The 5792-nt window shown below is 73.4% G+C and carries 6 protein-coding genes; 4 read left to right on the forward strand and 2 right to left on the reverse strand.

Features of this window, described 5'->3' with window-relative positions; genetic code table 11:
* Positions 1–477, forward strand: a 477-nt coding sequence (locus P1P75_RS39010) for a hypothetical protein (RefSeq protein WP_319264318.1), incomplete at its 5' end; no start/stop codon positions are given.
* The gene (locus tag P1P75_RS39015; RefSeq protein WP_319264320.1) at positions 474–1475 is read left to right on the forward strand and encodes a serine/threonine-protein kinase; all 1002 of its coding nucleotides are present in this window, start codon (positions 474–476) and stop codon (positions 1473–1475) included. The genes P1P75_RS39010 and P1P75_RS39015, both read left to right, overlap by 4 nt.
* A gap of 30 nt (positions 1476–1505) precedes the next feature.
* Here the strand turns inward: P1P75_RS39015 and P1P75_RS39020 are convergent, their stop codons facing one another.
* Entirely contained in the window at positions 1506–2783 is a 1278-nt protein-coding gene (locus P1P75_RS39020) for a streptophobe family protein (RefSeq protein WP_319264322.1), read from the reverse strand.
* 165 nt (positions 2784–2948) lie between these two features.
* Here P1P75_RS39020 and P1P75_RS39025 point away from each other — a divergent pair, with 165 nt between their 5' ends.
* Together P1P75_RS39025 and P1P75_RS39030 are read left to right on the forward strand one after the other, a co-directional pair.
* The gene (locus tag P1P75_RS39025) at positions 2949–4145 is read left to right on the forward strand and encodes a DUF6777 domain-containing protein (RefSeq protein ID WP_319264324.1); all 1197 of its coding nucleotides are present in this window, start codon (positions 2949–2951) and stop codon (positions 4143–4145) included.
* Between the two features lie 108 nt (positions 4146–4253).
* Positions 4254–4709: an ATP-binding protein gene (locus P1P75_RS39030; protein ID WP_319264326.1), complete on the forward strand. Its 456-nt coding sequence runs from the start codon at positions 4254–4256 to the stop codon at positions 4707–4709.
* Positions 4710–4730: 21 nt separating this feature from the next.
* Here the strand turns inward: P1P75_RS39030 and P1P75_RS39035 are convergent, their stop codons facing one another.
* Positions 4731–5618: an RNA polymerase sigma factor SigF gene (locus tag P1P75_RS39035; RefSeq protein ID WP_319264327.1), complete on the reverse strand. Its 888-nt coding sequence runs from the start codon at positions 5616–5618 to the stop codon at positions 4731–4733.
* Between the last annotated feature and the right edge of the window lie 174 nt (positions 5619–5792).

A 5792-nucleotide genomic window follows, 5' to 3' on the forward strand; every position in this document is an offset into this window, starting at 1 on the left:
ACCCTCGCCCTCGACCCGCTGCTGCCCGTCCGGCTCGTCGAGCGGCGCGGCGACTGGGGACACGTGCTGTGCTCCAACGGCTGGTCGGCCTGGGTGGACGGCCGCCACCTGGTCGCCGTGCCCCAGGACCCGCCCCTCTCCGGAGACCCCCTCACCACCGCCGCCGACCCCCGCCCCCTGCTCGGCCGCGCCGAACAGGCCCTCGCGCGCTACCGGGCCGCCGTCGAGGAACTCGCCGCGGGCGGCCTCGACGGCGAGACCTTCCGCCGCCGCACCCAGGGCCTGCGGATCGGCGTGGTCGTCGACGGCGAGTCCATGTGGCTCTACGACGCCGCCCAGGCCCGCTGGGCGTACGGCGACGGCTCCCGGCTGAGCACCTACGCGGCCGAAGGCCCGCCCGCCGCGGCCGAGGACGCCGCCGAGGACCTCGGACACGCCCCGACCCGGGTCGTGACGCCCGACGGTGAACCCCGGTGAGCCGTGAGACGAGCCTGTTCTCCGGCCGGCCCTCCGACCTGATCGGCCGGCAGGTGGCGGGCTACCGCATCGAACGGGAGATCGGACGAGGTGGCATGGCCGTCGTCTACCGCGCCCGGGACCTGCGCCTGGAGCGGACCGTAGCGCTCAAACTGCTCGCCCCCGAACTGGCCCGCAACGACACCTTCCGCAGACGCTTCACCCACGAGTCCCGGGTCGCCGCCGCGATCGACCACCCGCACATCGTGCCGGTCTTCGAGGCCGACGAGACCGACGGTCTGCTCTACATCGCCATGCGGTACGTCGCCGGCAGCGACCTGCGCCACCTCCTGGACGGCCGCGGACCGCTGCCGCCTGCCGCCGCCGTCCGCATCGCCGCGCAGGTCGCCTCCGCCCTCGACGCCGCCCACGAACACGGCCTGGTCCACCGCGACGTCAAGCCCGGCAACATCCTCGTCGACCGCGGCACCGACAGCGACCACCCCGAGCACGTCTACCTCACCGACTTCGGCCTGACGAAGAAGTCGCTGTCCCTCACCGGCTTCACCACCGTCGGCCAGTTCGTCGGCACCCTCGACTACGTCGCCCCCGAACAGATCTCCGGCCGCCCGGTCGACGGCCGCTGCGACGTGTACGGCCTGGCCTGCGTCGTCTACGAGACCCTTGCGGGCCACCCGCCGTTCCGCCGCGACGACGACATGGCCCTGCTCTGGGCCCACCAGTACGACGAACCGCCCCACCTCACCGCAACCCGCGCCGACCTGCCGCCCGCCGTCGACGAGGTGTTCGCGCAGGCCCTCGCCAAGACGCCGGACGCCCGCCACGCCACCTGCCTCACGTTCGTCGCCGCCCTGCGCACGGCCCTCCTGGGCGGACCGCCCGAACGGCACCCGCCGACGGAGGTGGACCACAGGATCGCGGCGGCGGACGAGGAACGGCCGAAGCCTCCGCCCCGCTGGGCGGCGCCGGTGTTCGAACCGCCGGGCGGTGCGGGCTGAATTCCGCCGGGTGGCGCGGGCTGAAGCGGCCTACCCGGTGCCGTCGCCCACCCTGCCCCGACCGGCCGTCCCCCGTGCCAGAAGCCCGCCCAGGAACCCGGCGACCAGCCCCCACAGCGCGGCCAGGCCCAGCGCCGGCCACACCCGGGGGCGCAGGAACAGGTCACCGCCGAGGCCCGCGCCGCCCAGGTCGCTGATGCCGAACAGGGTCAGGCCGTAGTGCGCGGAGACCCGGCCGACGAGGCAGATCATCAGCACCGTCAGCACCAGCGCCACCGCCATGTGCACCGCGTTGCGCCAGGCAGGGGTCCGGGCCGGGGAACGGGCCGCCATGACGAACGCCGCCGCCAGCAGCAGCACCGCGTCCACGGCGACGAGCCACCACACCCGGCTGTCCTGCTCGGCGAGCGTCCGCAGGTTCAGCGTGGCGGTCTCCGAGCCGCGCAGCACCTCGTCCAGCACTTGCGGCATCGGCAGCCCGAACGGCCCCTCCACCCGGCCCTCCCAGGTGGCGCCCAGCCCGAGGGTCAACGCGAGCCACACCAGGTTGGGCAGGCCGAGGAGCACCACCGCGAGGATCTGGGGGGCATGGCCGCGGGTCACCGCGGTCACGAGTGCGATGACGACACCCAGCGCGACGCACGCGAGCAGCAGCACGACCATCGCGTACGCCGCCGGCCGCACCGACTCCTGGAAGCGCAGCATCCGCGGCGGCAGCGGAGCCCCGCGGGAGACCAGCAGCGCCAGCACGAGCACACCGGCCAGCCACAACAGCCCGGACAGCAGCGTGAGCGGTACGTCGGTGGCGAAGCCTGCCCTCGGGGGCACACCGAACACCTCGCCGAGGTCGTCCAGCGTGTCGTCGCCCAGGGACACCGCGAACGTCTGGCGGGCGGCCAGGGCCAGGGCCAGCAGGCCGAGCAGCCACACCACGGCGATCCGGGCCGCCCAGCCGGCCAGCTCGGCAGCCGAGGCGACGGCCCGGTGCCGCAGTGGCCGCAGGAACCCGGCGGCCGTCACCAGGGCGCCGGCGAGCGTCACGGACAGCGGGATCACCGTGAGGCCCGCCCGTGTGTCGGCGATTCCCCCGGCGTTACCGGAGAGGTCGATCGAACCCCCGACGGCTGTGACGACGGTCGCCGCGACCACCCTCGGATAGGCCCCGTCGGGCAGATCGGCGGCGCCGGCCGCCCACAGCCCCAGCGCGGCCGTGATTCCCATGGCGATCAGCCCGGCCAGTGCCGTGGCGACCGCCCGCACCCAGCCGTGACGGGCCACCGCCTGGCCGGAGGAGAGGTTCGGGCTCACGCTCGCCACGCTAAGCAGCGCCCGGCCCGCACGCCTGCCGGGAGGGCCGTCCGCGCCCACGTGCGGGCGAAGTGTGACAAAAGCGTACATGATGGTTTTTATGGAGCAAGTGGCGCACGCGGTTGCCGTCAGGTGCGTCACGGGAGACCCACCCCGGGAGTGCTCGTGAGTGTCGAACCGCCCTCGTCCGGCCGTCCCACCGGACCGCCCTCAGGGCCACTGTCGGGCCCCTCTCAGCCACCCTCGGGACCGCCCACCCCACCTCCGGACGGGCCCTCGGGCGGCGCGGCCTCGCCGGGCGGCGCGCACGGACCGCACCGGCCGTGGTGGCGGTCCGCACCCCGTATCGCGCTGCTCACCACCGCCCTCCTCGTCGCCGTGGCCGTCGTGCTCGTCCTGACGACCCGCTCCGGCGGCGGCGGTTCCGGCGGCGACAGCGAGGTCTTCCTCCAGGCCGCGGGAAAGACAGGCCCGGACCCCTTCACCGAGTCCACCGCCACCGACGCCTCGGTCCCGCCCGCCTCCACCGCCCCGGCGACACCCTCCGCACCCGCCAACGCCGTACGGGGCGTCGACGGCGGCGCGCCCGGACTCTACGGCGGCACCCAGGACGTCGCCGCCTGCGACGTGGAGAAACAGATCAAGGCACTCGGGGCGGACCCCGCCAAGAACCGGGCGTTCGCCTCCGTCCCCGGCATCGACCCCGCCGAGGTCCCCGCCCACCTGCGCTCCCTCACTCCGGTGCAGCTGCGCATGGACACCCGCGTCACCAACCACGGCTACCGCGACGGCGCCGCCACCCCCTACCAGGCCGTCCTCCAGTCCGGCACCGCCGTCCTCGTCGACGGCCACGGAGTGCCCCGCGTGCGCTGCGCCTGCGGCAACCCGCTCACCCCGCCCGTCGCGCAGCAGACCACCCCGAAGCGCACCGGCGACTTCTGGCCGTCCTACCACCCCTCCGACGTCGTCGTGGTCACCCCGTCCCGGACCGTGATCAACGCCTTCGTCCTCTACGACCCCGACGACGACCGCTGGTTCGCCCGGCACCGCGGCGACACCGGCGGCAAGGACCGGCCCACCAAGCCCCCGGTGACCCCGCCGAAACCGTCCGCGAGCGTCTCCTCGCCCACCGAGCCGTCGACCACCGGGCCCACCGCGCCGTCGACCTCCCACAGCCCCGGCCGGCCGGATTCGACCAGCCCCGCGCCGCCCACCGGCTCCGAGGAGCCGCCCCCGTCGCCGGAGCCGTCGAGCGCACCGCCGACGGAGGACGAGACACCCTCCGACGCCACCGACACCACCTCCCGGTCCGAGCCGGCCTCGCCCCCCTCTCGGTCCGCCGGCAGCCCACCCGTACTGTGAGACAGCCCATGCCGACCGGGCCGCGGGCGGGGGACTGCGCGGCCCGGAACGGGGTAGCAGCATGGGTGCAGCAGCGTCCGGCCAGTCCGGCCTCCGAGAGAGAACAGCATGATCAAGCACCTGGGCGGGGCAGCGATACCGGCCGGTTTCGACGTACCCGTGGAACCGCTCCGCCGAACGGCGCACTACACCGGGGAAGCCGGTTCCATCGCCGAGGCCCGCGACTTCGCCGCACACTTCGTCGACCAGCTCAGGACGGAGTGGTGCGCCCGCATGGACGACCGCTTCAGCGACGACGTCATGCTCGTCGTCAGCGAGCTGATCACCAACGCCGACCGGCACAGCAACGGCCCGTACATCCTGGAACTCGAGGGCACCGACACCTCGGTGACGGTCGCCGTGTACGACAGCAGCGACGCCCTGCCCCTGCGGTTCCCCAAGGACCCCCGGCGCATCGGGCGGCACGGCCTGGAGATCGTGCACGCCCTCGCCGCGGAGGTCACCGCCGAACGCATCCCGGTCGGCAAACGCGTCCGTGCCGTCCTCGGGCTCGCCGCCGGCTGAGCCGCCCCGCCGGGGATGCCCTCAGGCGCAGCCGAGCTCCCCCAGCATCCCCTCGCGCAACCGCACGATGATCCGCTTGATCAGCCGGGAGACGTGCATCTGGGAGCAGCCGAGCCGCTCACCGATCTCCGCCTGGGTGGCCTCCTCCACGAACCGCATATGGAGGATCTGCCGGTCGCGCTCACTCAGCTCCGCCATCAGCGGGGCCAGCGAGTGGAAGTCCTCCACGAGCCGCAGCCCGTCCTCCTCCACGCCGATGAAGTCGGCCAGCACCGCCTCGCCACCCTCCGGGCCGTCGCCGGTGAGGGCGGCGTCCAGCGAGGAGGAGTTGTAGCCGTTGGACGCGATCTGCGCCTCGATCACCTCGCGCTCCGCGAGGTTCATCAGCGTGGCCAGTTCCGCGACCGTCGGCTCCCGGTCCAGGCGGCTGGCGAGTTCGTCGCGCGCCTTGGCCAGTTCCACCCGCAGCTCCTGGAGCCGCCGCGGCACGTGCACGGCCCAGGTCGTGTCCCGGAAGAAGCGCTTGATCTCGCCCACGATGTAGGGCAGCGCGAAGGAGGTGAACTCGACCTCGCGTGAGATCTCGAACCGGTCGATGGCCTTGATCAGGCCGATCATCCCGGTCTGGACGATGTCCTCCATGTCGTCGCCGCGGCCCCGGAACCGTCCGGCCGCGAACCGTACGAGCGACATGTTCATCTCGATGAGGGTGTTGCGCGCGTACTGGTACTCGTGCGTCCCCTCGTCCAGCTCCGTCAGCCGCCTGAAGAACTGACGCGACAGCTCTCGCGCGTCGCGGGGCGCCACGCGCCGGGGATCCTCGACCCCCGGCAGCGGCGCGCCGGCCGTGCTGGTCCCGGCGGTGTCCTCGACGACCTGTGCCTGCGACCCGATCACGGCGGTGTGCATTACCTCTCCCAGAAAGTCACGGTTCGACGTCTGCTGTACCCGGTCCGTGAGCGGACCCGAATGATGCAGGCCCGCTCATCAGGCGAATACCCCGAGTCGGCGAACACATGCCCACCGAAGCGTCACCGATGACGATCCGGCTCAGCCGTCCGTGCGCTCGGCCATGATCAGCTC

The organism is Streptomyces sp. ID05-39B (genome assembly GCF_033794725.1).
Classification (GTDB): Bacteria; Actinomycetota; Actinomycetes; order Streptomycetales; family Streptomycetaceae; genus Streptomyces; species Streptomyces bobili.

Bases quoted from the DNA above. Each gene is read 5' to 3' on its own strand.
- P1P75_RS39030 (WP_319264326.1), top strand. From the start codon at position 4,254: ATGATCAAGCACCTGGGCGGGGCAGCGATACCGGCCGGTTTCGACGTA.
- P1P75_RS39035 (WP_319264327.1), bottom strand. From the start codon at position 5,618: ATGCACACCGCCGTGATCGGGTCGCAGGCACAGGTCGTCGAGGACACC.